20 protein-coding genes and 3 pseudogenes are annotated in these 23,617 nt (G+C 69.0%); 11 read left to right on the forward strand and 12 right to left on the reverse strand.

From position 1 onward, the window contains the following. Nucleotides 1-23: 23 nt before the first annotated feature. On the reverse strand, nt 24-785 hold the full coding sequence (locus OG226_RS44270) for an SDR family NAD(P)-dependent oxidoreductase (RefSeq protein WP_329352272.1): 762 nt from the start codon (nt 783-785) through the stop codon (nt 24-26). A 165-nt stretch (nt 786-950) separates the two neighbouring features. On the opposite strand from OG226_RS44270, the gene OG226_RS44275 reads away from it, so the two are divergent. Beyond that, nucleotides 951-1,583 carry a TetR/AcrR family transcriptional regulator gene (locus OG226_RS44275; protein WP_329352273.1) on the forward strand — a complete coding sequence of 211 codons (633 nt, stop codon included), beginning with the start codon at nt 951-953 and terminating at the stop codon, nt 1,581-1,583. A 610-nt stretch (nt 1,584-2,193) separates the two neighbouring features. On the opposite strand, the gene OG226_RS44280 is transcribed toward OG226_RS44275, so the two are convergent. Genes OG226_RS44280 through dhaK form a run of 3 tightly spaced genes read right to left on the reverse strand, consistent with a single transcriptional unit; the run spans nt 2,194 to nt 4,250 of the window. Then, nucleotides 2,194-2,604 (reverse strand): PTS-dependent dihydroxyacetone kinase phosphotransferase subunit DhaM, encoded by a 411-nt coding sequence (locus tag OG226_RS44280; RefSeq protein WP_318014441.1) that lies wholly within the window; start codon nt 2,602-2,604, stop codon nt 2,194-2,196. Next, the gene (dhaL, locus tag OG226_RS44285; RefSeq protein ID WP_328685211.1) at nt 2,597-3,211 is read right to left on the reverse strand and encodes a dihydroxyacetone kinase subunit DhaL; all 615 of its coding nucleotides are present in this window, start codon (nt 3,209-3,211) and stop codon (nt 2,597-2,599) included. Before dhaL ends, OG226_RS44280 begins: the two co-directional genes overlap by 8 nt. A gap of 46 nt (nt 3,212-3,257) precedes the next feature. Then, nucleotides 3,258-4,250: a dihydroxyacetone kinase subunit DhaK gene (gene dhaK, locus OG226_RS44290; RefSeq protein ID WP_329352274.1), complete on the reverse strand. Its 993-nt coding sequence runs from the start codon at nt 4,248-4,250 to the stop codon at nt 3,258-3,260. A gap of 1,284 nt (nt 4,251-5,534) precedes the next feature. Between dhaK and OG226_RS44295 the strand changes: the two are divergent. The 6 genes and pseudogenes from OG226_RS44295 (at nt 5,535) to OG226_RS44320 (ending at nt 9,371) form a co-directional block, all read left to right on the forward strand. Continuing rightward, nucleotides 5,535-6,381: pseudogene (locus tag OG226_RS44295) on the forward strand (aldo/keto reductase). A 112-nt stretch (nt 6,382-6,493) separates the two neighbouring features. Then, nucleotides 6,494-7,378, forward strand: coding sequence for an alpha/beta hydrolase (locus OG226_RS44300; RefSeq protein WP_329352275.1), 885 nt, complete (start codon nt 6,494-6,496; stop codon nt 7,376-7,378). A gap of 129 nt (nt 7,379-7,507) precedes the next feature. After that, nucleotides 7,508-7,789: pseudogene (locus OG226_RS44305) on the forward strand (carboxylesterase family protein); the annotation flags it as partial. 221 nt (nt 7,790-8,010) lie between these two features. Continuing rightward, nucleotides 8,011-8,616: a carboxymuconolactone decarboxylase family protein gene (locus OG226_RS44310; RefSeq protein ID WP_329353762.1), complete on the forward strand. Its 606-nt coding sequence runs from the start codon at nt 8,011-8,013 to the stop codon at nt 8,614-8,616. Nucleotides 8,617-8,767: 151 nt separating this feature from the next. Then, nucleotides 8,768-8,905, forward strand: coding sequence for a hypothetical protein (locus OG226_RS44315; protein ID WP_329352276.1), 138 nt, complete (start codon nt 8,768-8,770; stop codon nt 8,903-8,905). A 13-nt stretch (nt 8,906-8,918) separates the two neighbouring features. Next, nucleotides 8,919-9,371, forward strand: coding sequence for a hypothetical protein (locus OG226_RS44320; RefSeq protein ID WP_329352277.1), 453 nt, complete (start codon nt 8,919-8,921; stop codon nt 9,369-9,371). Here OG226_RS44320 and OG226_RS44325 read toward each other — a convergent pair. Genes OG226_RS44325 through OG226_RS44340 form a run of 4 tightly spaced genes read right to left on the reverse strand, consistent with a single transcriptional unit; the run spans nt 9,357 to nt 14,780 of the window. Next, the gene (locus OG226_RS44325) at nt 9,357-10,337 is read right to left on the reverse strand and encodes an ABC transporter ATP-binding protein (RefSeq protein ID WP_329352278.1); all 981 of its coding nucleotides are present in this window, start codon (nt 10,335-10,337) and stop codon (nt 9,357-9,359) included. The genes OG226_RS44320 and OG226_RS44325 overlap by 15 nt on opposite strands. Next, the gene (locus OG226_RS44330; protein ID WP_329352279.1) at nt 10,334-12,283 is read right to left on the reverse strand and encodes a dipeptide/oligopeptide/nickel ABC transporter permease/ATP-binding protein; all 1,950 of its coding nucleotides are present in this window, start codon (nt 12,281-12,283) and stop codon (nt 10,334-10,336) included. Before OG226_RS44330 ends, OG226_RS44325 begins: the two co-directional genes overlap by 4 nt. After that, nucleotides 12,280-13,221: an ABC transporter permease gene (locus OG226_RS44335; RefSeq protein WP_329352280.1), complete on the reverse strand. Its 942-nt coding sequence runs from the start codon at nt 13,219-13,221 to the stop codon at nt 12,280-12,282. The genes OG226_RS44330 and OG226_RS44335 overlap by 4 nt, the downstream gene beginning before the upstream one ends. Next, nucleotides 13,221-14,780: an ABC transporter substrate-binding protein gene (locus OG226_RS44340; RefSeq protein WP_329352281.1), complete on the reverse strand. Its 1,560-nt coding sequence runs from the start codon at nt 14,778-14,780 to the stop codon at nt 13,221-13,223. The genes OG226_RS44335 and OG226_RS44340 overlap by 1 nt, the downstream gene beginning before the upstream one ends. A gap of 1,145 nt (nt 14,781-15,925) precedes the next feature. Between OG226_RS44340 and OG226_RS44345 the strand changes: the two genes are divergently transcribed. From OG226_RS44345 to OG226_RS44360, 4 genes are all read left to right on the forward strand, one after another. Further along, nucleotides 15,926-17,443, forward strand: a complete 1,518-nt coding sequence (locus OG226_RS44345; protein WP_329352282.1) for a carboxylesterase/lipase family protein — start codon at nt 15,926-15,928, stop codon at nt 17,441-17,443. 135 nt (nt 17,444-17,578) lie between these two features. Beyond that, on the forward strand, nt 17,579-18,544 hold the full coding sequence (locus OG226_RS44350; protein WP_329352283.1) for a Gfo/Idh/MocA family protein: 966 nt from the start codon (nt 17,579-17,581) through the stop codon (nt 18,542-18,544). Nucleotides 18,545-18,559: 15 nt separating this feature from the next. Further along, nucleotides 18,560-19,027, forward strand: a complete 468-nt coding sequence (locus tag OG226_RS44355; RefSeq protein WP_329352284.1) for a fascin domain-containing protein — start codon at nt 18,560-18,562, stop codon at nt 19,025-19,027. A 58-nt stretch (nt 19,028-19,085) separates the two neighbouring features. Beyond that, nucleotides 19,086-19,655, forward strand: a complete 570-nt coding sequence (locus OG226_RS44360; RefSeq protein ID WP_329352285.1) for an isochorismatase family protein — start codon at nt 19,086-19,088, stop codon at nt 19,653-19,655. A gap of 171 nt (nt 19,656-19,826) precedes the next feature. Here OG226_RS44360 and OG226_RS44365 read toward each other — a convergent pair. The 4 genes and pseudogenes from OG226_RS44365 to OG226_RS44380 form a co-directional block, all read right to left on the reverse strand. Next, nucleotides 19,827-20,017 (reverse strand): annotated as a pseudogene (locus OG226_RS44365) (transposase); the annotation flags it as partial. An 18-nt stretch (nt 20,018-20,035) separates the two neighbouring features. After that, on the reverse strand, nt 20,036-21,580 hold the full coding sequence (locus tag OG226_RS44370; RefSeq protein ID WP_329352286.1) for a carboxylesterase/lipase family protein: 1,545 nt from the start codon (nt 21,578-21,580) through the stop codon (nt 20,036-20,038). A gap of 62 nt (nt 21,581-21,642) precedes the next feature. Further along, on the reverse strand, nt 21,643-22,629 hold the full coding sequence (locus tag OG226_RS44375) for a Gfo/Idh/MocA family protein (RefSeq protein WP_329352287.1): 987 nt from the start codon (nt 22,627-22,629) through the stop codon (nt 21,643-21,645). Nucleotides 22,630-22,685: 56 nt separating this feature from the next. Continuing rightward, on the reverse strand, nt 22,686-23,603 hold the full coding sequence (locus tag OG226_RS44380; RefSeq protein ID WP_329352288.1) for an aldo/keto reductase: 918 nt from the start codon (nt 23,601-23,603) through the stop codon (nt 22,686-22,688). Nucleotides 23,604-23,617: the final 14 nt, after the last annotated feature.

Consider the following 23,617-nt stretch of genomic DNA (forward strand, 5'->3'; position numbering starts at 1 on the left):
CCGAGCCCTCCGGGGTGGAGCCGTCAGACCGCCGACCAGCCGTCGTCGACGGGCAGGACCACGCCGTTGATGTTGCTGGCCGCGTCCGAGGCGAGGAACACGATCGCGGCGGCCTGCTCCTCGGGCTGGGCCAGCCGGCCGACGTTGACGAAGTGCGGGCCGAGCGCTGCCGGACCGTGGGCGGCCCGGTCGGCCTCCACGGAGATGTTGGTCGCGGTGCCGCCCGGGGCGATAGCGTTCGCGCGGATGCCCTGCTTGCGGTACATCACCGCGAGGTTCTTGGTCAGGCCCACCACCCCGTGCTTCGAGGCCGTGTAGGCGGCGCCCGCCGCGCTGCCCCGCAGGCCCGCCTCGGAGGCGGTGTTCACGATCGCGCCCCTGCCCGCCGCCAGCATGTGCGGCAGCGTGGCCCGGGTGAGCAGGAAGGGGGCGGTCAGATTGACCCGGATGACGCGGTCCCACTCCGCGTCCTCGACGTCCGCCAGTGCGGACATGCGGTCCATGATCCCGGCGTTGTTCACCAGCACGTCGACCCCGCCGAACCGCTCCACGGCGGTCGCGACCACCTCGTCCACGACCGCCTGCTCGCTCAGGTCGCCCGTGACCGCGACGGCGGTACCGCCCGCCTGCTCGATCTCCTTGACGACCGCCCCGGCGCCGTCCGTGTTCAGGTCGGCGGCCACGACCTTCGCGCCCTCCGCGGCGAAGGCCAGGGCGGCGGCACGCCCGATGCCCGAACCCGCTCCGGTGACGATGACGCTGCGTCCGTCGAGTCCAGTGGCCATGAGGTGCTCCTGTCCGTAGTGCGAGGGCTCTGCGCCGCCCGGGTTGTCCTCACCATACGACTTAATGTCTTCGAGTGACATAAAGTCGTATGGGTGGCATGAGAGTCGTGTGGGAGGCATGAGGGAGAATCCCGGGAGGTCACGACCGCAGCCGGAGGGGAACTGATGACCGCAGCCAGCGGACGCACGGGACGCCCGCCTCTCACCGAGGCACGCAAGGCCGAGATCCGCCTGGAGATCGCCCGGGCCGCGGTGGAGTTGTTCGTCGCCCAGGGCGTCGCGGCGACCACCGGCGAACAGATCGGCCAGGCGGTCGGCGTCTCCGCGCGCACCGTTTGGCGCTACTTCCCGAGCAAGGAGAGCTGCGTACGACCACTCTTCTCGGCCGGCATCGACGTGATCGCCGCCCGCCTGCGCGAGTGGCGCCCCGGCCACCCCCTGCCGGAACTCTTCGATCCGGCCCTCGCGACCGGCCTCCTCGCCGCCACCGGCCCCGACGGGGCCACCGGCACCGCCCTGGTCCGCCTCACCCGGACGGAACTGGGCCTCCGCGCGATCTGGCTCCAGACCTACGACGAAGCCGAACCGGCATTCGCCCGAGCCCTGGCCGACCGAGCGGGTCTGCCGGCCGACGATCTACGGCCCATGATCCAGGCGGCGATGCTGAACGCGGCGCTGCGGGCGGCGGTGGAGCGGTTCGCGTGGAGCGGAGCCGTTGCGGATGCGGGGGTGGGGGAGGCCGAGGTGGCGGAGACGTTGCGCTCGGCGCTGGCGATCGCGGCGGAGGGGGTTTCGTAGGTGCCGTAGGGGGCCTGCGCCTTGTGGCTGGGCTGGGCTGGGCTGGGCTGGGCTGGGCTGGGCCGGGCCGGGATCGGAGCGGCGCCGGGCGCGAATGTGTCTTGGCCCGGGGTATCGGTGTGCTCGGGCGGGCGGCGTCGGCGGGGAGAGCGTGGCCGGGCGGCTCGATACGGGGGCTCGGATCAGCGGTTAGGTCCGATGGTTCGGTCACACGGGTCGGACTGGTGGGTTTGGCCGGGGCCGACCGGCCCATGACTGCCGCCGAGCGCCGAGCGCCGAGCGCCGAGCGCCGAGCGCCGAGCGCCGAGCGCCGAGCGCCGAGCGCCGAGCGCCGAGCGCCGAGCGCCGAGCGCCGAGCGCCGAGCGCCGAGCGCCGAGCGCCGAGCGCCGAGCGCCGAGCGCCGAGCGCCGAGCGCCGAGCGCCGAGCGCCGAGCGCCGAGCGCCGAGCGCCGAGCGCCGAGCGCCGAGCGCCGAGCGCCGAGCGCCGTCTGGTCTCCGCCTTCCGCTACGCCCCGGACTCACACCATCCGTTACGCCCTCCGACCCTTCCGCTACGGCCCCGCCTCACACCCTCCGCGCTACGACCCAGACCCCGCGCCCACGCTCCCCTCACACCTTCCGATAGGTGTACGCCTCCGCGGCCGCCGCCTCCACCGTGTCCAGGTCCGCTCCCGTCGACGCCGTGACGACCGCGGCCACCGCGCCCTCGACGAACGGGGCGTCCACGAGGCGGGTGCCGGCCGGGAGTTCGTCGCCTTCGGCGAGGAGGGCCTTCACGGTGAGTACGGCGCTGCCGAGGTCGGTGAGGACGGCGACTCCGGCGCCGCGGTCGACGGACGCGGCCGCCGCGGCGATGAGTTCGGAACTGGTGCCGAGCCCGCCGCCCTCGGTACCGCCGGCGGCGGCGAGCGGTACCGAGGCGCCCGAGCCGGACAGCCCTCGCGCCAACTCGGCCACGGAGAGGGCGACTTCCGCGCTGTGCGACACCAGCACGATGCCCACGAGCTTCTCGTCACTCACCGGTGGCCTCCGCGCTCGCGGCTTCCTGGAGTGCGGCGATCAGCAGCGACGAGGACGTGGCGCCCGGGTCCTGGTGCCCGATGCTCCGCTCCCCGAGGTAGCTCGCCCGGCCCTTGTGCGCCTGCAAGGGCGTGGTGGCCACGGCGCCCTCCTCCGCGGCGGCGCGTGCCGCGGCGAAGCCGTCCGGGAGCGCGTCGACCGCCGGGACGAGCGCGTCGATCATGGTCTTGTCGCCGGGCGCGGCACCGCCGAGGGTCATCACCGCGTCGACTCCGGTGCGCAGCGCGAGGGCGAACTCCTCCTCGCTCACCTCGGGAGCGTCCCCGAGCGCCTTGCCGGTACGGCGCAGCAGCGTGCCGTAGAGCGGGCCCGACGCGCCGCCGACCGTCGAGATGAGCGTGCGTCCGGCGAGCATGAGGACGGCGCCCGGGGTGTCCGGCGCCTCCTTTTCCAGGGTGGCCGTCACGGCGGTGAACCCGCGTTGCAGGTTCGCGCCGTGGTCGGCGTCGCCGATGGGTGAGTCGAGGTCGGTGAGCCGTCCCGCCTCGCGGGCGACGGAGGCGGCGGTCGCCGTCATCCAACGGCGGAAGAAGTCGGCGTCGAGCACGGAATCTCCTTGCGTGGTGGGTGAGTCGGCCGGGTGTGCCGCCGGGTCACATGCCCCAGCGCAGTCCCGGCGTCTTCACCGGCGCGTCCCACAGCCGCAGCAGTTCCTCGTCGATCTGGCACAGGGTGACCGAGGCGCCCGCCATGTCGAGGGACGTGACGTAGTTGCCGACCAGTGTGCGGGCGACGGCGACGCCACGCTCGCCGAGGACGCGGTGGACCTCGGCGTTGAAGCCGTAGAGCTCCAGGAGCGGGGTCGCGCCCATGCCGTTGACGAGGAGCAGGACCGGGTTGCGCGGCGACATGTCCTCAAGGATCGCCTGGACGGAGAAGTCGGCGATCTCGCCGGAGGTCATCATCGCCCGCCGCTCCCGGCCCGGCTCGCCGTGGATACCGACGCCCAACTCCAGCTCGCCCGGCGGGAGATCGAAGGTGGGGCTGCCCTTGGCGGGGGTGGTGCAGGCGCTGAGCGCGACACCGAAACTGCGCGAGTTCTCATTGACCTGCCGGGCGATCGCCGCCACCCGGTCCAAGGGCTGCCCCTCGGCCGCGGCGGCCCCGGCGATCTTCTCCACGAACAGCGTCGCACCGGTGCCACGCCGCCCCGCGGTATAGAGACTGTCGATGACGGCGACATCGTCATTGACCAGCACCTTGGCGATCTGGATGCCCTCGTCCTCGGCCAGCTCGGCCGCCATGTCGAAGTTGAGGACGTCCCCCGTGTAGTTCTTCACGATGAACAGCACCCCGGCCCCGCTGTCCACGGCTGCCGCGGCCCGCACCATCTGATCGGGCACCGGCGACGTGAACACCTCACCGGGACAGGCGGCCGACAGCATCCCCGGCCCGACGAACCCCCCGTGCAACGGCTCGTGCCCCGACCCTCCACCGGAAACCAGTCCCACCTGCCCGGCCACGGGAGCGTCCCGCCGTACGATCACCCGGTTCTCGACGTCCACGGTCAACTCGGGATGGGCGACCGCCATGCCTCGCAGTGCGTCCGTGACCACGGTTTCCGCGACGTTGATCAACATCCTCATCGGTTCCTCCTGGCAACGCTAGCAGATGTGCCTCTGACCTGCACCTTTACTGGTCGGAGAGGGGTTGCGTCGGTCATCGATCTTGGCGGTCCATGGCGGTCGGAAGCGGGTTCTGGCGGGGCTGATGCTGACTTAATGCTGACTTTGATGACGGGTTGTCAGGTCCCTGGAGTTGGTTGGTCGAGGGTAGGCGGGAGGGCCTCTGTGGAAAGTATCGACCTTGCGGCAGCGAAGGTCACGGGCTCGGACGCTCACAGGCGCGGCTGGCTACCTGTGAGTGCGGTGGGGTGCGGGGATGGGTGACGCGTGGCGACTCGCTGCTGTAGTGATGGGGGAGGGGCTCTGCCGCGAAGCTCAAGAAGAAGCTGTTTGAATCACCTGAGGCTTCGCGAGGAGGTCAAGGACGGTATCCGGCGTATGGGCCGGCTCGTCTGCCGCTCTTTATTTCCGCAGGTCAGATCGCGTATTTTCTCGCTGAACAAACTGTTCGGGTCGATTGCCTTCCATGTCCTGGCCTTCACTTCGCCGTGACTACGACGTTGACGGCATCCCGCTGCCGCGCATGCGACGGGCGCCGGGTCGTTGAAGAGCCGATTACAGACGTGTGGTCTGGCGGGTGTGCGGCGATGAGCGCCGAACGATCGGGCAGGACCGGCCGCAGGGCACGCGTTCGGCGGCCTGCCGTACGGAGGAATCGCACTCCGCGCGGTCGTTGCCGGTCAGCGTTGCCGAATACGTCCGCGGCTCCCACTGCGGCGGAACGTCTGTCGACCCGGTGACGCAACAGTGACAACGGCTGACACGGGAATGAAGTCCGCCGGGAGTGCAACGAAAACTAAGGATGCGCGAAGTGGAAGCCAAGCACCGCTGACGTGGTTGAACGCGTGCTCAGGCTACTGCTACGGTTTTTTTGGTCACGAGATCTGCGATACCACCTTGAAGGAAGGAGATGTCCGTGCATACCCGACCGGCTTGTCTCCTTCGCTCGCCCTAGTGTGCGTCCGGTGTCCCGGTCATTGGCCACGCCTTCGGATGGAGTTAACCGATCCATTGGGCAGCAGCCCGCAGAACGTCAGGTCCGCAACACCGTGGTGTCGACACGGGCGGGAGCCGTCGCCCGCGTTCCGGCGCTCTCCCACGCGGTGTTTCGGCGGGTGACGTTCCTAGGCGACAGGCTGTCCAGAGGATTGCAATCGCCGCCCCTTCGCGCGCCTCACGACGTCCCCCGTGCATTGGGCACGCCGTCACCGGGACCCGCGTAATCCAGCGGATCGAGTCCTTCACATGCCCCCTGCACCGCTTGTACCGCTTCATACGTTGAACGATGGCCATATTGTTTCCGCCATCGGTCTGGGCACCGCGCCCATGGACGACGCACAGTCAGAGGACGCCGTCCGGCACGCCCTGCGGGCCGGCTACCGCCTGATCGACACCGGCGCTGCCTACCGCAACGAGCAGGACGTCGGCCTGGCCGTCGCCACTGCGGGAGTCCCCCGAGAGGAGATCTGTGTCCTGACCGAGCTGCCCGGCCGGGACCACGGCTTCGAGGAAACTCTCGCGTCCTTCGAGCAGGCCCGCCGACGGCTGGCCCTCGACTACGTCGACCTCTACCTCTACCTCATCCACTGGCCCCTGCCCCTGATGGACCGCTACCCGGACTCCTGGCGGGCGATGATCAGACTCCCTGAGGGGGAGCTGGTCCGCTCGGTCGGGGTGTCCCACTTCACCGCGGCACACATCCGGCGGCTGGAGCGGGAGACCGGCGTGGTGCCCGCGCTCAACCAGGTCGAGATGCACCCCCGCGTACCCACAGGACGACCTGCGGGCCGTGCACGCCGAGCACGGCATCCTCACCGTGGCCTACAGCCCTCTCAGCCGAGGGAACGGCCTGGGCGAGGACCCGGCTGTACTGGCCGTCGCCCGCGCCCACGAGGTCACCCCGGCCCAGGTGGTGCTCCGTTGGCACGTGCAGCTGGGTGTGGTCCCCCTGCCCAGGTCAGGTGATCCGGGGCGACGGCTGGAGAACCTGGACGTGTTCGGCTTCGAACTGTCGCAGGACGATATGGCCAGGATCACGGACCGCCCACGAGGCCGTATCGGACACGATCCCGAGACCCACGAAGAACTCTGACCGCGCAGCCGACCGGGCCTGGTACCCGGGCATCCCACCTCCGGGTACCGACAACCGCTTCCTGCAAGACCACATGCTTTTCCCCCACCGGTGAAGAACAAGGACCGTATACATGACCGCGCCCACCGCACACACCCCAGACCACATCCCGGAATACACCCCGGAAGAACTCGCCGTCTTCGAACAGCAGTGGATCGACACCGTCCAGGAGGACCAGGAGCTCACACGGTTCGGCCTCTACCCACAGGGATCGCGCGACCGTGGCAAGGGGGAGCTCCAGGGCAGCTACCAGATCTACCTGCCGCCCGCCTACGAAGACGATCCGGTTGCCCACTTCCCGGTTGTCTACTGGCTGCACGGTGGCTTCGGCAACGCCCGCCAGGGCGGCGCTGCGGTGCAGCGGATCGACGCCGCGATCCGCGTCGGCGCCATGCCGCCGACCATCGTGGTGTTGCCGCAAGCCCTGCCCATCGGTTGGTACGTCGACTCCAAGGACGGCGCGCGCCCGGTGGAGCAGACGATCGCCGGCGACCTGGTCAACCATGTCGACGCCACCTACCGGACGATCCCCGGGCCGTGGGCGAGAACGATCGAGGGCTTCTCTATGGGAGGCTTCGGCGCACTCCACATCGGTTTCAAGTACCCCAAGATCTTCGGCCGGGTGTCAGCCATTGCTCCGCCCCTGTTGAAAGACCTCTCGCTGGAGCCAGATGAGCGGGTCGCCAACACGTTCTTCGGGGATCAGGCGTACTACGACGCGGTCAGCCCCTGGACGCTGCTTCTGGCCAACTCCCCGGAGATCAGGAACCACTCGAAGGTTCGGCTGATGGTCGGCTCCCGGGACGAGCGCCTGGTCGGCGTCGTCCGTGAGATGGACGAGATGCTCGCCACGCTCGGGGTCGAGCACGAGTACCACGTGGTGGCAGGGGCCGACCACGACTATCCCGTACTCCTCGACGGTCTCGGCGAGCGGTACGCCGCCTTCTGGCGGAAGTGATCACATGACAGCTCCCAGCCTTCCCGTTCGGACCGAGCACCGCCAGGTGACGGGAGTGGTGTCCTAGCTGGCCTCGGTCACTGTCTACAAGGGCATCCCCTACGCCGCGTCCACGGCCGGCGACAACCGCTGCCCCCGCGTGTCTGGAAGGGCGTGCGCGCGGCGGACCGCTTCGGCGACATCTGCCCGCAGTCGGACCCCGTGCCGGGTTTCTCGTGGAGCGAGGACTGCTTGAACCTCAGCATCTGGACCGCCGCGGCCCCTTCACTGGATCCGCGCCCGGTGCTGGTCTGGATCCACGGGGGACGCTTCCTGGTCGGGCATGGCGGTGAGCCGGAGTTCGACGGGGCGGCTCTGGCGAGCAAGGGGTTCGTGGTCGTGACGCTCAACTACCGCATGGGCGTCTTCGGTTACCTCGCTCTGCCGGAACTGGGCGCGGAGTCCGGGCACGGCGCCAGCATGTCACTCACCACTGAGACGGCCGACGGGATCCTCGCAGCCTGCGCCGTCCGCGCCCGGGCCATCGACAAGGCGACCGGCATCGCCGTCGTCGACGTCAACGGCTTCGTGTTGCGCGCCCGTCGCCCTTGCTCGCACCCCAGCCGCCACATCGCACAAGCCCAGGAGGCCCCATGCGACTGCCCCCGATATCTGAACCGACCCAGGACCAGGCCTCTCTCCACGCGCGGATCACGGACCGCCGCGGTGGGGTGCCGGGACCGTTCGCGGTGCTGCTGCACAGTCCTCACGCGGGCGACAAGCTGGAAGAGCTCGCCACAACCTGCATGCGCGACTCGCAACTCGTACCCCGGCTACGCGAGTTGACTCTGCTGATCGTCGCCCGCCGCCTCGACGCGCAGCACTCGTGGAACGCCCACATCGACAAGGCTGTTGCGGCGGGAGTGGACAGGGAGGCACTGGACCGGCTGGCCCGCGGCGAGCAACCGCGGTTCCCCCGCCCCGACGAGGATGTGCTCCACCAGTTCGTCACCCAGATCCTCGTAGAGCACTTCGCCGACGACGAGACATACGCGGCCGCCCTCGCGGAACTCGGCGAGAGCTGCCTGGTCGAACTGGTCATCGCGCTCGGCACCTTCACCACCTTGGCCATGCTCCTGAACGTCTTCGAGGTGGACCTGCCGCCCGGCAGCGATCCGCCCTTCCCCGACGTACGGGATTTCCAGCGGGTGCTACGCCCTGACCACGCCGATTCCCCAAAGGCCGAGCCACCTCTGTAACGGAGGCCGCCCCACTGGTTCCGTCAGCTCCCGGCCCCACGGTGGATTCGTTCCGGGCCGGCGCCGGCAAGGCGGTCGTAGACCTGCCACACAACCTGTTGCCCGTGGACGGCTTCACCTTCGTCCGCGACCCGCTGCGTGCCTGGTGCTCGTGCTGGACGACTCAGCGACCCGGCTCGCCCTCTGCGTGATCGACCGGACCTCGGTCTTCGACGACCAGATCGCCCGCACCCGGGACATCCTCGCCGGGCAAGGCCGTCGACAACGGGGTCGAGCAGTCCGCCGTTGAGCCGGAGCGTACGATGCGGCGCGCTCGTACCGGCTTCGGGATCGGTACGAGCCGCGTCAACGTCCAGCGCGACATGCCCACGCCGTACGGCTGGTCGCTCGGGGCCGACGACAACGGACCGGTCTACGGCTGCGCGGATGTGACGCGCATCGAGGGCGAGGACGGCCGTCCCATCGTCGTGCTCGTGAACCATGCGGTGCAGTCCTCGGCGATGAACGGCTCGGTCACTCAGGCCGGCGAGCGGCAGGTCACCGCCGACCTGGCCGGTGCGACCAACCGTTGGATGGAGGAGTCCGTGCTCCCGGCGTCACAGCCGGTACGGCAGGTCCTGAGTGCCACATGGGTTTTCGCGCGCTCGGCGCTGAGGAACCTCCGCGGTACGGATCGGCGCGGAGGCCTCGGCGTTGGCGGTGCGGCCGCAGCGGGAGTTGTGCATCCGCTTCGGTGTCCTTCACCCGGGAGGTGAATACCCGGCCAACTCCTCTGCCCGGATGCAGGCGACCTGGGTTCCTCCTGGCGCCGCCACGAGCGGCGGGCGTTCGCGCCGGCACGCGTCGATGACGTGGGGGCATCGCGCGGCGAAGGGGCAGCCGGAGCCGGTCGGGGGCGCCGAGACGTGCTCGCCGGGGGTCGCGACCGCCCGCCGGGCGGCCTGCCGGTCCGGGTCGGCGACCGGGACCGCTTGCAGCAGCGCGCGGGTGTACGGATGTCCGGGCTTGGTGCAGACGGCTTCCGCCGGACCGGATTCCATGACCGTGCCGCGGTAGAGGACGACGATACGGTCCGAGATGTGGCGCACGACGGAGACGTTGTGGGCGACGAACAGGTAGCCGAGCCGGTACTCGCGCTGGAGGTCCCGCAGGAGGTTGAGGACCTGGGCCTGGACCGACAGGTCGAGCGCGCTGACGGCCTCGTCGCAGACGACCAGGCGCGGTGAGGGCATCAGAGCCCGAGCGATCGCGATGCGCTGGCGCTGCCCGCCGGAGAACTCCCGGGGGTACCGGCGCAGTGCGTCGGGTTCCAGGCCCACCCGGGCCAGCATGTCGGCCGCCTGGTCGTGTGCGGTCTGCCCGGACGCGATCCGGTGTGCGAGCAGCGGCTCTGTCAGCGTCTGCGCGACTGTTCGGGTGGGGCTGAGGGAGCCGTAGGGGTCCTGGAAGACCACCTGCATGTCCCTGCTCAGCCGGCGCCGCTGCGACTTGCCGGCATGCGTGATGTCCTCGTCATCGAAACGTATGGTGCCCGCACGGGCCTTGGCCAGGCCGAGCACCGCGCGGGCGATCGTGGTCTTGCCCGATCCGGATTCGCCGACCAGGCCGACGGTCTCGTCGGCTCCGACGTCGAGGCTGACGTCTTCGACAGCGCATACGTGGCGCCGGCCGACGTGGTAGTCGACGCTCAGTCCTTGGACCGAGAGCAAGTTCGTTGTCATGGTGTCCTCGCCGGTTGAACCTTCTGCCAGTTGACGCATCGGACCTGGTGGAGCCCGTCGTCGTCCGGTGCTGTGCTGAGGAGCGGGATCGGTTCGCGCGTGCATTCCGGGCCGGCCAGGCTGCAGCGCGGCTCGAAGCAGCAGGCCTTGGGCCGGCGGGCCGGGGGCGGCACCATGCCCGGGATGACCGGTAGTTCACCGGTGCCGCTCCAGCGCTCCGGATTGCATTCCTGCAAGCCGAGTGTGTAGGGATGGTGCGGGTGGTGGAAGAGGCTGCGGATCGGCGCCTCCTCCACGATCTGGCCCGCGTACATGACGACGGCGCGGTCGCAGAGGTCGGCGACGACCCCCCAGTCGTGGGTGACGAGGATGACCGACATGCCTGTCTCGGCCTGCAAGGTGCGCAGCAGCGCGAGAATTTCGGCCTGCACCGTCACGTCGAGGGCGGTGGTGGGCTCGTCGGCGACAAGGATGCGGGGCCCGGTCGCGAGCGCTTGGGCGATGCAGACCCGCTGCGCCATGCCGCCGGACAGTTCGTGCGGGTAGCGGCGGAAGACGTCCGCGGGGTCCGGCAGGCGGACCTGCTCCAGCAACGTGAGGACCCTTTCGCGAGCCTCACGCCGTGACAGCTTCTCGTGTGCGCGGATCGTCTCCATCAGCTGGGAGCCGACACGGAACGACGGATCGAGACTGGACATCGGCTCCTGGAACACCATCGCGATTTCGCTGCCGCGGACATCGGTGAGCTGGCGTTCGGTCATCGCCGCGAGATCCCGGCCGCCCGACATGACGTGCCCGGAGCTGATCCGTCCGTTTTCGGGCAGCAGGCCCAGCAGGGACAGCGAGGTGACGGACTTGCCGCAGCCGGACTCGCCGACGAGGCCGAGCACCTCACCTGGACGCAGGGTGAAGGACACCCCGTCGACCACCGTGACCGGACCTTCGGGCGTGTCGAACTCGACGGTCAGTCCCCGCACGCTCAGCGCACCCGGTTCGGTGGCGTCCAGGGAATCCGGCGCGGCGGCCTCTGCCGGGCGTGTGCGCGGCGCCGCTGGGCGCCCGTTCTGCGCGGTCCCGGACCAGCGTTCCACGGCCGCGTCCCGCATCGCGTCGCCCACCAGGCCGAACGCCATGATGGTGAGCGCGATGATGCCGCCGCTCGGGACCAGCAGCCAGGGGTCCTGGTTGATGGCGTCCGAGGCTTCCCCCACCATCCCGCCCCAGCTCGGGGCCGGGGACTGGATTCCCAGGCCGAGGAACGCCAGACCGCTTTGCAGTGCCAGCGCGATCCCGGCGTACAGCGAGGTCTGCACGATGACGGGGCCGGCGATGCGGGGCAGTACGTGGCGGCTGACGATCCGAGGGTCGGTGACCCCGGACGTTCGGGCCGCCGCCACGTACAGCTCCTCGCGCACCGCGATGACCGCGCTGCGGATGACCCGGATGACTCCGGCGGAGCCGAGGATGCCGATAGTGATCATCGCCACCGTCATCGAGGAGCCGAACACCGACAGGACCGCGAGGGCCACGACGATGGTGGGCACCGAGAGCATCAGGTCTGTCACGTTGCTGACGACCCGGTCGGTCCAGCCGCCCAGGTAGCCGGCGGCGAGGCCGACGGGCAGGCTGACGACCAGCAGCACCGCGACGCATTCCAGTACGCCGAGCAGGGTGTCCTGGCCGCCGTACAGCAGCCGGCTGAGCACGTCACGGCCCAGCTCGTCGGTGCCGAGCAGGTGGGCTGAGCTCGGGGTGGCCAGGACGTGGTCGAGCTTCTGCGCGAGTGGCGGATAGGGGGCGACGACCGGGGCCAGTGCGCAGGCCAGGGCGAGCAGCAGGAGATACGCGGCGCTGATCACGCCGAGCGGTTTTCGCGCGACTCGCCGCAGGAAGGCGCCGGCGGCGAGCGCGCCCGGCCGCTCGGCATGGTCGGTCTGGGTGGTCACTGGTGTCTCACTTTCGGATTGAGCAACCCGTAAAACACGTCCAGGACCAGGTTCACGATGACGACGAGGACGGTGAAGTACAGCACCGCCCCTTCGATGACCGGTATGTCGTGCTGGTTGGTCGCGTTGACGGCGAGGCTGCCGAGCCCGGGGAGCACGAAGACCGCCTCGATGAACACCGAGGCACTCAGTGCGCTGACGAACGCCAGCCCGATCACGGTGACCACGGGAATGGCGCCGTTGCGCAGCGCGTGCTTCCAGATGATGGACCGGCGCGGGATGCCGTTGGCCCGTAGCGTGCGGATGTAGTTGCTGGCCAGTGCGTCCTTCATGGAGTCCCTGGTCTGCTTCGCGATACTCGCGATGCCGACGAGTCCGAGTGCGGTGACCGGCAGGCACAGCGCCCACAACCAGGTGCCGAACGACTGCGTGGGCGAGATGTAGCCGGTGGCGGGAAAGGCGCGCAGCACGACAGCGAACACCTCGACCAGGACCAGTGCCACCCAGAATCCGGGAAGAGCCAGGCCGACGAGGGACAGTGCTTCCACGAAACGCCCGAGCACTCCGCCGTGCACGGCGCTGACCACGCCGAGCAGGATTCCGACCACCGCGGCGAACACGGTGGCCAGCAGCACCAGGGAAAGCGTGACCGGGAGCCGCTGGTTCAGCGTCGCCGAAACCGGCTGGCCGGTGAAGACGGACGTGCCGAGACTGCCGTGGACCAGGTTGTCGAGGTAGTGGCCGTACTGAGACCACAGGGGCTTGTCGAGGCCGAGTTGGTCCCGAAGCTTGTTGTAGGCCTCGGTGGACCCGCTCGCTCCGATGAGGGCGCGAGCGGTGTCACCGGGGACCAGCGATTCCAGCACGAACGTCACCGCGGTCACCATGACGAGCAGCGGGACCGACAGGGCGAGGCGCCGAGCTATCAGGGTCGGCATTACGGATGCAGCTCTACGACGTTGAGATGGGCGCCGGGCAGCTGGCTCGGGATGCCGTTGACCCCGTGGGAGAACACCACCGCGTCGATCTGGACGACGGGGACGGTGTACGCCTGCTTGACCGCGACCGCGGCGACGTCGGCCATCTGCGCGGCAAGCTGGGACTGCGAGGCCTTCGAGGCCTGGGCGAACTTGCTCAGGAACGAGGCATCGGTGGCGTGGTAGGGGTTGAGGCCCCCCTTGGCCGACCACAGCACGCCCACCTGGAGGAACATCGGCTGGCCGTTCCACGCCACGGACAGGGCGCCGGCCCGGTACATGTTGGTGGACATCGCCGGGTAGCTGGCTGATGACACCAGCTTGACCTTGACCCCGATGGCGGCCCACTGCTGGGCGATCGCCTGCACCATCTGCTTGGTCTGCGGATCGAACGACGTGTACGTCAGGGGCATGGAGAAGCCGTTCGGGTAGCCGGCCTGGGCCAGCAGCTGCTTCGCCTTGGCCGGGTCGTACGTGTAGTAGTTCGCCAGCGACGGCACGTACTCGTCGAAGCCCTTCGTTGTCGGCTGGCCAGTGGCCGAACCGAGCGCACCGTACACGGCCTTGGCGATGCCGGACCGGTCCACGGCGTAGTTCAGCGCCTGGCGGACCTGCGGGCTGGCCAGGGCCTTGGTCTTGGTCCCTTCGCGGTCGAGCAGGAAGACCCCGTTCCACTGCGTGGGACCGGTGTTGGTGACGGTCAGTCCTGCGGACTTGGCTGTCGGCATCTGTTGCGCCGAGCCGAACATCAGGTCGACCTGACCGGTCTGCAGCGCCGACAGCTCAGCGGTCTGGTCGGCGATGACCTTGATGACGACCTTCTTGTAGTGGACGCTCGACTTGTCGTAGTAGGCGGGGTTGGCGGTGAACGTGTAGTGCTCCCCGGACACCGTCGCGCCGGAGTCCAGGATGTAGGGGCCCGCGCCGGACGGCTTGCTGGTCAGCGAGCTCTTCGCTTTCAGGCCGGCCGGGCTGATGATGTCGCCCGCCAGGAAGTTCTGGGACAGCAGGAGCGGGAACTCCGGGTTCGCCGTCTTGCTGGTCAGGGTGACCGTGTCGGCTCCGGAGGCGGTGACTTTCACGCCCGCCAGGTTGCCCGTGGTCGGGCCGAAGCCGGTGGTGAAGTAGTTGATCGAGTCGGCCACGGCCTGCGCGGTGACCGGTGAGCCGTCGGAGAACTTGACGCCGCTGCGGATGGTCAGTTGGAAGCGCGTGTTGCCCTCACCGAGGTAGCGCCACGAGGAGGCCAGCCCCGGCGAATAGGTACCGTTGCCGGTTTGCTTGATCAGCGGCTCGTAAGCGAGCTGCATCGGGTACAGGCCGTTGCCGTTGTCCGCGCGCGACGGGTCGAAGCTGGCCGGCGCCGAGTTCACCGCGATGGTCAGGGTGGTCGGCTTGGCGCCGGAGGACGCTTTGGTGCCGCCCACCGCCCCGCCTCCGGAGCACGCGCTGAGGGCCATCAGGGCCATGGCGCCGACGGCAATCGGCCATACGGGCTTGCGGTTCGATCTTGGAAGCATCGTTGATTCCACTCCTTGATCATGATTTGTGGTGCTGATGTGGCAGATGTACTGAAGGAGGCCGGAGGATGGCCCAGTCAGCGGCGCCCGATGAGGTGGTCTGGCACCGCGTCAAGGCGCTTGCTCTCGGCCTCGATCGGTCTGAGGCCGAGAGCCGCGAGTGGCGGCGGCATCTGTGCCGCCGTGCACGCGTCGGAGGAGTGCGGTTCGCGGTGTCTGGAAATGTGCCGCCGCTGACCCGATAGGCGTCGAGCGGCGGACGGGATTGGCACGGTCGGCGTTCATGCCGAAGGCGATGGGGAAGGCCGACAGATCAGTCGAGATGGGGATACGCCGAATGCTCGGGTGAGCACAACTCCTGAAAGCGAGGCTTTATGATCGGCCGCGACCAGCAGCCGGGACCCGCGGATATGAGGAGAACACTGCTCGGCTGTCGCGGGTGTGCCCGAGACAGCGCTCGACCTCATCGGGTGGGCTGCAAGTCGCGGTGGACGGAGGGAGTTACCCGGCGGTCGCCGCGAATGCGTGGTGTGGAACGTGGAACCCGGTTCCTGGCAGCACGGGCCCTACCCGGATCAGCAGGGTGGTGTCAGTCCGTGTCGTGCGCGAGGGAGCGGGGTGAACACGCTGCCCTGTTTCCACTTGGGCCGCTCGCACCATCCGGCCGAGTCGTCGCCCGCCGGCCTTCCGGCTCCGCAGCGGGGGCGTCCTGCCGCGTCGGCACGACCCTCGGGGCCGGGCCGTGCGCAGCGTGGGGCGTGACCTGTGACCAGCGATCCCGTCATCATGTCCCTCCCCTGCTCGGCAGCCTGCGGGGCCGTATGCCCTGCTGAGTCAGAGGGTTACGAACACGTGACGTCGCTGTCAACAGTTTCGCCTTGAGAACCTGAGGTCTCTGCTCATCCTTAGATTGCGCGGAGGGAATGTCCACGACGGGCTCAGACACTTTACCCTCGTCGAACCGGTGCCCCGCGGGGCACCACTTCTGGCGTTCGGATGCGCCATTCAAAGGGACAGCAGCCAGTCGGCTCCGGTTCAGGGCCGCGACTGGTGTCGTCCTGTCTGCCGGCACGGGGCCACGACGGCCACCGGTCCGGTTCTCCCGTCGCGGATACCTGTCGTTGACGAAAGAAATTCCGATCTTGATGAGTGAACCTCTCAACCGTCAGCCGGTTCCGACCGAGTCGGGCCTGGTTGCCGGTACCCCGGCCAAGCTGCCTGGCGTCACCGTGTTCAAGGGGATCCCCTATGCAGCGGCTCCCAGCGGTCCGCTGCGATGGCGTCCGCCGCAGCCGCCCGCGCCGTGGACAGGCGTGCGAAACGCCGCGGACTTCGGTCCGGTCTGCCCGCAGACGCCCCGCGGCCAGAAGCTCCGGATGAGCGAGGACTGCCTGTCCCTCAACGTGTGGACGGCAGCGGAACCCTCGGACCGCACTCCGGTACTGGTGTGGATCCACGGAGGCCGGTTCATCATGGGCGCGGGCTCCGAGCCCCTGTACGACGGAGCCGCGCTCGCCGGCGCCGGGCTGGTGGTCGTGACGCTCAACTACCGGCTCGGCGTACTCGGCTTCCTGGCCACCCCCGAGCTCAGCGAGGAATCCGAGCACGGAAGTTCCGGCAACTACGGCCTGCTCGACCAGATCGCCGCCCTGCGCTGGGTGCGGGACAACATCGCGGCATTCGGCGGAGACCCGGACCGCGTGACGATCGCGGGCCAGTCCGCCGGCGGTGCCTGTGTCCAGGACCTGATGTACTCGCCGCCTGCGCGGGGACTGTTCCACGGTGCCATCGCCGAAAGCGGCGCTCGCCATCCGCGCGACCCGTCACTGGCCTACCTGGCCAGTTCCTACCGCACCCGGGAGCAGGCCGAAGCCGAGGGAACCGGGTATCTCCAGGACCTCGGCGTCGCGACGCTCGAAGAACTGCGTGCCCTTCCGTTGCGGGACCTGCTGCGCGGCAATGACGCGGACCAGGCCGGAGGGGGACACCAGCCTCCGCTGTTCCGGCCGGTCCGCGACGGCTGGGTGTTCCCCCACAGCTACGCCGAAGCGCTGGCCCTCGGGACGCAGGCCGATATCCCCGTCATCACCGGAACCAACAAGGACGAGGACGGCGCCTCCCCGAAACCGCACGTCAGCCTGGCGGAGTACACCGCCTCCGCCCGCCGCCACCTCCGCGACAGCGCCGACGACTACCTCGCCCTGTATCCCGCGTCCACCGACGCGGAAGCCGGTCGGCAGTCCAGCGAAGCCGCCCGCGACCACGCGCGCACCTCCACCTGGCTCTGGGCCACCGAATGGGCCAAACACGCCCGCAGCCCGGTCTACACCTACTACTGGACGCACGTACCACCGGGGCCGGACGCGGAATCCGCAGGCGCCTACCACGGATCCGAGATCAACTACTTCCTGAACAACCTCTACGCCACCGACCGGCCATGGACGGCGGAAGACCACCGGATCGCCGAGACGGTATCCCGGTACGTCGTCAACTTCGCCGCCACCGGCGACCCCAACGGACCGGCACTGCCGCAGTGGGTGCCGGCCGATCCAGCGGCCCCGGCGACGATGGAGATCGGCGACCGCTTCGGTCCCATCCCGGCCGCGGAGCCGCCGAGGCTCGACTTGCACCGCCGGCTCATGGCGGACCAACGGGCCTGGTGAAGCCCGCTCACACGCCAACGGACGCACCTGGACGAACGCCTTCCGGCCAAGCACCGTGCCGACGATCCCCACCGGGTCGGCCATGCAGCTCGTGGTACCCGGCCGGCTGCCGCTTCACCTGAAAAGAGAAGATCCATGCAAACTCGAACCCGCTGGGCCGTCCTCGGCACCGGCTACCTCGCCCAGACCGCGATGCCGGACCTCCAACGCACCGAGAACGTCGAGGTGGTGGCGGTCGGCTCGCGAGACGCCGAGCGTGCCGCAGAATTCGCCGGCCGGTGGGGCATCCCCCGCCACTACGGGAGTTACGAAACGCTGCTCGCCGACGGCGGTTTCGATCTCGCCTACATAGCGACCCCGCCGAGCACGCACGCACCGCTCGCCCGCCTCGCGCTCGAATCCGGATTCCACACCCTGGTCGAAAAGCCCTTCACCCTGAACGCCGACGAGGCCGCCGGACTCGCGGACCTCGCTCGCGAACACGGCCGGTTCCTAATGGAAGCCATGTGGACCCGGTTCAACCCGGCGATCCGCGCGGTCGGCAAACTCATCGGCGACGGGGCGATCGGCGAGGTGGTCAGCCTGCACGCGGACTTCGGGCTGCGCCTGCCGGCCCACCACAACGCCTACAACCCCGCTCTCGGCGCCGGTGCCCTTTACGACCTGGGCTGCTACAACGTGGCCTTGGCTCACCACGTGCTCGGCCCTCCGACCCGTATTGAGTCCCGCGGCGCTCTCTCGCCCGAGGGATTCGAGCTCACCGCCGCCGCCTACCTCGGCTATCCGGACTCCCGCTTCGCCCAATTGGCCGTGAGCATGATCAGCCGGATGTCCCCAGTGGCCCGGATAGGCGGTACCGAGGGCGAGATCGTCATCGGCCCGACCTTCCTGAACCCAAGGTCATATGAACTGATCCGCGAACACCGGGAGCTGTTCAACGTCGAACTCGAAGGGGCCGGCTGGGTCCCGATGTTCCGCGAGGTGAGCGAAGCCGTACAGACCGGACTGACCGAACTCGGCACCAATCCGCTCGCGGACTCGATCGCCGTGATGCGCACCATGGACGCCATTCGCCGCTCCATAGCGGCACCCGCTCAGTGACCAGAGGAGACCACCATGCCTGTCGTAGTGATTCAGTCCGCCGAATTCGGCATCTACCTCCGCATGGATGCGCGGGAGGTCACCAGCAAGGCCGATGACGGCTCCGGGACGGTCAACTGCCAGTACCAGATCGCGCCGTGGGAGATTTTCGAGATCTCGGACGCTGACGACGACGGCGCAGTGACGATCGCCTCGGTCTCGTTCCCCGACGTCTACCTCCGCATGGATGCCCACGGCGCGCCCCCGTTCGCCTCCGACAGCTCTGGAGGCACCGTCAACTGCCAGTACGGGGTCGGTGAGTGGGCGAAGTTCCGGCTGGAGGAGCAGGCCGACGGCACGTTCCTCATCGGCTCGGCCGCGTTCCCCGGCGCCTACCTGAGAATCGACGGGCGCGGCGTGACCGAGGCCGAACCCCACGGCGGGATCGTCAGCTGCACCTACACCCCAGGCGGGTGGGAGAGGGTCCGCCTGATCCCGCAGTGATGCCCCCGTGCCGCTCGGTCCGGCAGTCCCGCCACACATACCGATACGGAGCCTTCCGGTGACCATCAGCAAGCTCGATACCAGGACCGCCCTTGTCCTCAACGACATGCAGAAGGGTGTACTCCGCCTGCCCCTTGCCCCGCAATCGAGAGACGAGGTGGTCACACGGTGTGTCAAGCTTGCCGCTGCCTTTCAGCGGCACCAACTACCGGTGATCCTCGTGGCGATCGGGGGCCCGGCTCCGGGCCGAGTCGAGCAGGACCTCGACCTGCCGGAGCCTCCTGGTCCCGACTTCGCCGAGATCATCGATGAGTTCGCCGACCAGCTGCATGACCTTGTCGTCCCCACCTTCCGGTGGGGCGCCTTCCACGGAACCCAGCTCGACTCGGAACTCCGGCAGCGCGGCATCACGCAACTGGTGTTCGGCGGAGTTTCCACCAGCTCCGGCGTCGAGTCGAGCGCCCGGTCCGCATTCGACCTCGGCTACAACGTCAGTGTCGCCGTCGACGCGGTCTCGGATTTCGATGCCGCAGCCCACCACAATTCGATCGGGCGGGTCTTCCCCCGGATCGCCGAGTCGGATGTCACCGACCGCATCATCGAGCTGCTCGACGACCGCGCCCGGTAGGCGAAAGATCAGCGAAGTCGGAGGGAAATGGCCCCCGATGCCAGATCCCACCGAGGCAGCCCGCCGGCTCACCGCGGCCGGGACGGAGTGGATCGTCCCGGTCGCCGCCCTCCGCGTGGGCCGGGTCGGACGCGCACCGGGCCCGGCGCCTCCGCTGTGCGGATGTCGCGGTCGAGGGAGGGCGACGGCTGCGAGGTCGGCCAGGCCGCGTTTTACGTGCGCCCACACGCCCTCGACGGGGTTGAGGCCGGGCGAGTAGGCGGGTGGCAGGAACACCTCAGCCATGCGCGCTCAGCGATCAACTCCCGCATGGCGTGGGAGACATGCGTGTTGAGCCGGCCCCAGGCCAGCACGACCAGCGCCACGTCGATTCCTTGTCGTCACCGCTTGGGGCGCGCGGCGAAGAAGCGCCGGAAGAAATCCAGTTCGGTCGCGCTCGCGACCGCCCGGGGGCTGAACGCGTCACCGAGTTCCATGGTCAGCGGCGCACCGTCGAACCGCCGCCAAACGGGCAGGTGGCCGCCGTTGGGGTCACCCGTCTTGAGGAAGTTCGAGATGTACGACGACACGACCCCGGCGATCGTACGGTCGTTGTGCGTCCACGGCCTTTCGGGATTCGCCGCCAGGCTGTTGAAGACGTAGTAGATCTCCGATCCGTGAAACGCCCCCCGCGTGCCGGCGTCGTGCCCGGCCGGAGCGTGCGTCCAGTAGTACGTGCGCGGCGCGGTCCCGCCGGCTCGCGACCACGCCTCCGCCCAGAGATAGGTCGATGAACGCGAGTGCGCCCGTGCCGACTCGTTCCAGCGCGTACGCGCCTCTTCGTCGCTCTGCGCGGGGAACAGTGAGAGGAACTCCTCCCCCATCTCCCCGTACACCGTGTGCGCGTGCTCAAGGTATTGCGCCAGGGTGGTCGTCGGCAGTGGCGATGCTCCGTCCTCGTCGAGATTGCCGCCCGTGATCACCGGGATGTCGCGGTGGTGAGCTCCCGCAAGCGAGTCGTCGTACGTTCGCCGGAGCACCACTTCGTCGAGCACGGGTCGGAACAACGGGGGACGATGACCGCCCGGCCCGGGTTCGTCCGCGTCGTTGCCCACGAGCAGTTGCTCCACGGGCAACTCACGCAACTCGGCCAGGGTGTTGACTCCGTGCTTGTGCGTCCACTCCTCGCCCTGGCTCAGGGCATCGTCGCGGCGCCGGTACGACGCGGCGACGAAGTCGAGGGAGGGGTCTCCCGGGTGAAGGGCACCGCTCTCCGCGATGGCGCCGTGCAAGAGGTCCTGGGACAGCGGCGAATAGACGAGGTCCATCACGCATGCCGCACCGGCGGACTGCCCGGCGACGGTGACGCGGCCGGGGTCGCCACCGAATGCGGCGATGTTGCGTTGTACCCACCGCAGGGCCGCGATCTGGTCGAGCAAGCCGTAGTTGCCCACGGTGCCCGCGGCGGCGCCGCCTCCCGCGATCGACTCCTCCAGGAGCTCGCCGGTCGCGAGGAAGCCGAAGACTCCACTGCGGTAGTTGAGGGTGATGACGACGACGCCGGTCGACGCTAGCGCCGCACCATCGAAGGTCGGGTCGCTTCCGTGTCCGGAGATGAACCTACCGCCGTAGATCCACACCAGGACGGGCCGTCGTTCGTCGTCGACCCCCGCGGTCCATACGTTCAGGGTGAGGCAGTCCTCACTCATCGGGAGCGTCCCGGGCCCCGCGTTCTGAGGGCAGATCGGGCCGAATCGGACCGCGTCCCGCACGCCCGACCAGGGCGTGGCCGGTTGCGGTGGGCGCCATCGATTCTCACCGGCGGTGCTCGCGGCGTAAGGGATGCCGCGGAAGACCGTGACACCCGGCTGTGCGGTCGAGGCGCCTCGTACGGTGCCGAGGTCGGTTACCGCGATGGGCGCGGTCGACTTCGCTGTCTGATGCACAGCTGCTGCTCCATGGTCGTTCGGTCCACGTGGATCTGTCCGGCTGGGCTCGTGCGCCGCGCTCAGTCGGCGCCGCCCGCGAGCACCTGACGGCGGATGGCGTCGATGCTCTCCATGACGGCAACCGTGTCTTCGAGGGGGTTCTCGGCCGACTCCGTGTGTCCGCCGGAGACGGCGCGGGTCACCGCCCGGAACATCGGGGTGTATCCGGCCCCCTCCGGCTGGATCGTGACGGTCTCGCGGTCGTCGCCGATCGCGAGCTCGTAGGTCCACGGGTTCACGAAGCCCGGGAGGGTGATGGCGCCGGCGGTACCACCGATCACCGCGTGCTGGGGAAGCCAGCTGGTCATCGAGCAGGAGAGCTGTGCGAACCGGCCCTCCGAGTACTCCATGGTCGCGGCACAGGATGTGTCGAAGCCGTCCGCGGACGTCCCTGACGCACTGATCCGGATCGGCGCGCCGCCCAGGAAGTGGTGGGTGAGCGCGACGTTGTAGATGCCGAGATCCAGAAGCGCTCCTCCGCCCAGTTCGGCGCGCCACGCGTTGTGGGCGGAATCCAGGTTGCGACCGAAGTTGGTCGTGACGGTGCGGACGTCACCGATCACGCCGTTCGCGACGTGTTCCGTAGCGGCTTTGACGACCGCGTTGAAGCGCGTCCACGTCGCTTCCATGAGGAAGGCGTTCCGCGACCGGGCGAGCGCGACCAGTTCCCTGGCTTCCTGCGCGTCGAGCGTGAACGGCTTCTCGACGAGAACGGACTTGCCGGCCAGGAGAGCCGCCCGCGCGAGGGGGAAGTGCGTACTCACCGGTGTTCCCACGTAGACGACGTCGATGTCCGGATCCGCGAAGAGTGCTTCCGGGTCGTCGAACGCCCTGGGAATGGACCATTTCTGAGCGAACGCGGCAGCCCTGCCCGCGTCACGCGAGCACACCGCGGTGACGGCGAGGCCCTCGGTCGCGATCATGTCGGGCAACACCGTGTTGGCGATGTAACCGGTACCGACGACACCCCAGCGCATGACGTCGTTCCTGGGCGGTGTGGAGTTCAACCTTCGTTCCTTCTGTGTGGGTGTCCCGGGGGGCCCTCGATACTCGCGGGGGCGACTCAGCGTGAGGCGGCCGAGAGCGCGTCGAGTTCCTCCGGGGTGAGATCGAGCGTTGCCGCCTCGACGAGTCCCGCGACCTGTTCCGGTGTTCGGGCGCCGGCCACGGGGGCTGTCACGGTCGGTTGGGCTATGAGCCACGCCAGTGCGACGGTGGACTGCGTGACGTGATGGTTCGAGGCCGCGGTGTCGAGCGCTTCCAGGACGCGGTCGCCGCGCTCGCCGAGGTAGCGGGCCGCGAACTCGCTGTGCTTCTCCGCCTGGGTGGCGTTCCTCACGACGCCGGCCAGGAATCCCGACGCGAGTGCCCAGTACGGCATGACGGCGAGTCCCTGCTTGGCGGCCACCGCCCCGAGTTCGTCTTCGTAGGCACGTTCAACGAGGTTGTAGTGGGGTTGGATCGCCACGGGGGCGTGAAGATGCTCGTCCTGAGCGATCCGCAGCCACTCCTCGACTCGCTCGGCACGGAAGTTCGACACCCCGATGCTCACGATCTTCCCCGCGTCCACAAGGGACGAGAACGTCCCGGCGACGTCCGCGAGAGGAACGCTCTCGTCGTCGTAGTGGGCGTAGTAGACGTCGATGCGATCTCCGCCGAGGCGCCTGAGTGAGGCGTCGACGGCGGCGAGGATGTTCTCGCGCCGCAGGCCGGGCAGTTGCGAGTGTTTGCCGACCTTCGTCGCGATCACGAATTCGTCGTGGGCCGCTCGGGATGTCAGCCAGGCGCCGACGACGCTCTCGGATGCCCCGTCACCGTAGCCGTCGGCGGTGTCGAGGAAGTTCCCCCCGCCGCTGCGGTACGCGTCCAGAACCTCGAACGCCTGCTGCCGGTCTGTCGATCGCCCGAAGGGTGTACCGCCGAGGTTGACGGGAAACACCTCCAGCCCGGTCGAGGCGATCGCTCTGCGTATGGGCGCCATGCGTGTGTGCTCCT

It is taken from the genome of Streptomyces sp. NBC_01261 (assembly GCF_036226385.1).
GTDB lineage: Bacteria > Actinomycetota > Actinomycetes > Streptomycetales > Streptomycetaceae > Streptomyces.

Bases quoted from the DNA above. Each gene is read 5' to 3' on its own strand.
- OG226_RS44300 (WP_329352275.1), top strand. From the start codon at position 6,494: ATGACCGCGCCCACCGCACACACCCCAGACCACATCCCGGAATACACC.
- OG226_RS44275 (WP_329352273.1), top strand. From the start codon at position 951: ATGACCGCAGCCAGCGGACGCACGGGACGCCCGCCTCTCACCGAGGCA.
- OG226_RS44310 (WP_329353762.1), top strand. From the start codon at position 8,011: ATGCGACTGCCCCCGATATCTGAACCGACCCAGGACCAGGCCTCTCTC.
- OG226_RS44270 (WP_329352272.1), bottom strand. From the start codon at position 785: ATGGCCACTGGACTCGACGGACGCAGCGTCATCGTCACCGGAGCGGGT.
- OG226_RS44355 (WP_329352284.1), top strand. From the start codon at position 18,560: ATGCCTGTCGTAGTGATTCAGTCCGCCGAATTCGGCATCTACCTCCGC.
- OG226_RS44345 (WP_329352282.1), top strand. From the start codon at position 15,926: ATGAGTGAACCTCTCAACCGTCAGCCGGTTCCGACCGAGTCGGGCCTG.
- OG226_RS44325 (WP_329352278.1), bottom strand. From the start codon at position 10,337: ATGACAACGAACTTGCTCTCGGTCCAAGGACTGAGCGTCGACTACCAC.
- OG226_RS44320 (WP_329352277.1), top strand. From the start codon at position 8,919: ATGCGGCGCGCTCGTACCGGCTTCGGGATCGGTACGAGCCGCGTCAAC.
- dhaK (WP_329352274.1), bottom strand. From the start codon at position 4,250: ATGAGGATGTTGATCAACGTCGCGGAAACCGTGGTCACGGACGCACTG.
- OG226_RS44335 (WP_329352280.1), bottom strand. From the start codon at position 13,221: ATGCCGACCCTGATAGCTCGGCGCCTCGCCCTGTCGGTCCCGCTGCTC.
- OG226_RS44350 (WP_329352283.1), top strand. From the start codon at position 17,579: ATGCAAACTCGAACCCGCTGGGCCGTCCTCGGCACCGGCTACCTCGCC.
- OG226_RS44340 (WP_329352281.1), bottom strand. From the start codon at position 14,780: ATGCTTCCAAGATCGAACCGCAAGCCCGTATGGCCGATTGCCGTCGGC.
- OG226_RS44380 (WP_329352288.1), bottom strand. From the start codon at position 23,603: ATGGCGCCCATACGCAGAGCGATCGCCTCGACCGGGCTGGAGGTGTTT.